The 2,662-nt window shown below is 66.2% G+C and carries 2 protein-coding genes; one reads left to right on the top strand and one right to left on the bottom strand.

Annotated features, from left to right (window positions below):
- A partial coding sequence (paaA, locus tag KH616_RS23915) for a 1,2-phenylacetyl-CoA epoxidase subunit PaaA (RefSeq protein ID WP_292253576.1) occupies positions 1–940 on the bottom strand: 940 nt, incomplete at its 3' end.
- A 187-nt stretch (positions 941–1,127) separates the two neighbouring features.
- Here paaA and KH616_RS23910 point away from each other — a divergent pair.
- Positions 1,128–2,393, top strand: a complete 1,266-nt coding sequence (locus KH616_RS23910; RefSeq protein WP_292253573.1) for an SGNH/GDSL hydrolase family protein — start codon at positions 1,128–1,130, stop codon at positions 2,391–2,393.
- Positions 2,394–2,662: the final 269 nt, after the last annotated feature.

Here is a 2,662-nt window from a genome sequence, read left to right as displayed (position 1 = left end):
CGCGCACCCATGCGCCATCTTCGTGCGCCTTCACGCGGGTCGCGAGACGTTCCTTGTTGCACGGGCCGTCGCCGTTGACGACGCGCCAGAATTCGTCCCAGTCGATCGTGCCGTAGTCGTAATGGCCGCGCGCCTCGTTCCATTGCAGGTCCGGGTCGGGCAGCGTGACGCCGAGCACCTTCGCCTGTTCGACGGTCGCATCGACGAACTTCTGCCGCAGATCGTCGTTCGTGATCCGCTTGATGCCCCATTTCGCGGACTGGTTGCTGTGGACGGAATCGGCGTCGCTCGGGCCGAACATCATCAGCACCGGCCACCACCAGCGGTTCACCGCCTGCTGCACCATCGCGCGCTGCGCGTCCGAGCCCTTCATCATCGCCAGCAGCGCGTCGAAGCCCTGACGCTGGTGGAACGACTCCTCCTTGCACACGCGGATCATCGCGCGCGCATACGGGCCGTACGTGCAGCGGCACAGCGGGATCTGGTTCATGATCGCGGCGCCGTCGACGAGCCAGCCGATCACGCCGACGTCCGCCCAGGTCGGCGTCGGGTAATTGAAGATGCTCGAATATTTCGCCTTGCCGGCGTGGAGGGCGTCGAGCAGCGCGTCGCGCGACACGCCGAGCGTTTCCGCTGCGCTGTACAGATAGAGACCGTGACCGGCTTCGTCCTGCACCTTCGCGAGCAGGATCGCCTTGCGCTTGAGACTCGGGGCGCGCGTGATCCAGTTGCCTTCCGGCAGCATGCCGACGATTTCCGAGTGCGCGTGCTGCGAGATCTGGCGAACCAGCGTTTTGCGATAGGCGTCGGGCATCCAGTCCTGCGGCTCGATCTTGCCGTCCGCGGCGATGACCGCGTCGAACCGCGCTTGCTCGGGCGAGTCGGCGGCGGCGTCGAGCGGCGCGATGTTGCCGGGGATGTCGAGGGATTGCGTGTACATGGCGAAACTCTCGTCCGGTTGAATGTGGACGAAGTATAAACCAACCGACCGGTCGGTTAATAAATAATTTCAGCGATATGCATCGGGTTCGGGTATACGAGAAGCAATCTACCGCGCAGGTGTGTGCCGGAACGGAACCGGCATACATCTGCGGCACAATGCCCGCTTTCCGATGAGGATTTTGTCGATGTCGTTTCGAAGCACGCTTGCTGTGGCCGCGCTGGGCGCGACCGTTCTGTTGTCGCCGCTTGCGGCCGGCGCTGCGCCCGCAGGTTGGGTTGCCGCCTGGGCGACCGCACTGCAGCCGATTCCGGATCTGGCTGCGCCGCCGCCGCTCTATCGTGCGCCCGACGTGGCTGGCCGGACGGTCCGCCAGATCGTTTATCCGACGGTTTCGGGCCGGGCGGCGCGGATCCGTCTGAGCAACGCATACGGCAGTGCGCCGTTGGTCGTCGAATCGGCGAGCCTCGCGCGTGCGGGCGAGGGCGCGGCGCTGGCGGGCGGCGTCGCGCTCCCGGTGCGCTTCGGCGGGAGGGCGGCGGTGACGTTGGCGCCCGGCCAGGAGATCGAAAGCGATCCGGTGCCGGCGGAGATCGTGGCTGGCAGGCCGTATGCGATCAGCCTGTATATGGGCGCGCGGCAGCGGATGACCGTGTGGCATCGGGTTTCGAATCAGTTCAACTATGTGTCGGGGCCGGGCGACTATACGAAGGACGCTGCTGCCGCGATGTTCCGCACCCGATTTACTCAATACGCGTGGGTGACGGAGCTGGCCATCGAGGCTGGGCCGGCGCGCTTGAGTGTCGCGGCGATCGGCGATTCGATCACCGATGGACTGCGCTCGAGCATGAACCGGAATCACCGCTGGTCGGATGCGCTGGCACGCCGGCTGACCTCGTCGGGCGTCGATTCGATCGGCGTGGTGAATCTGGGCATCAGCGGCAATCGGCTGCTGAGCAATTCCGCGTGCTATGGCGCCGCGCTGCAATCCCGCTTCGAGCGCGATGCGCTATCGCGCGCCGGCGTGAAGGCGGCGATCCTGCTGATCGGCATCAACGACATCAACTTTGCGGCGATGCCGCCACGCGCTGGCCTCGACTGCGACTATCCGCACACGCAGGTCACGGCCACGTCGCTGATTGACGGCTATCGCCGGCTGATCGAGGCTGCGCATAGCCAGGGCGTAAAGATATTGGGTGGGACGTTGACGCCGGCCGGCTTGCCTGCTGGCCGCGAGGCGGTACGGCTGGAGGTGAACCGATGGATCAGGCAGAGTGGTGCATTCGATGGTGTGGTCGACTTCGATGAAGTGCTGCGCGATCCGGCACGTCCGGGCGTACTCCAGCGTCGCTACGATAGCGGCGACGGCATTCATCCGAGTGATGCCGGTTATGCGGCGATGGCCGGCGCGGTTTCGGTTGACCGGCTGCAGGCTGTGATGGCCGGGAAGTGATGTATGGGGTGGGCATGCGCCGTGCCCCCTTCTGCGGTTCTATATATAGAGGGGTATCGCGGTAGAGGGGGGCATTACGGTCACGGGTGCGGTCTCATCGGATTCGCGGCGCGCTTGGATTCCGCGTGCGCCGGCCCGTGCGCCGGTGCGTGCCGGGGTGGGGATCGGTGGGGGCTTGCGCGGCGGGCGGGGATTGCCTAGAATCACGCCTCTTTCGCGCGGCGGGTGCTGCGGCGCGGGGGAAGGGAAGCGGGACGGCGCGACGCGGG

The organism is Burkholderia sp. (genome assembly GCF_018375725.1).
GTDB lineage: Bacteria > Pseudomonadota > Gammaproteobacteria > Burkholderiales > Burkholderiaceae > Burkholderia.
The sequence above is the reverse complement of the archived record's forward strand: the minus strand, read 5'-3'. Positions and strand labels throughout refer to the sequence as shown.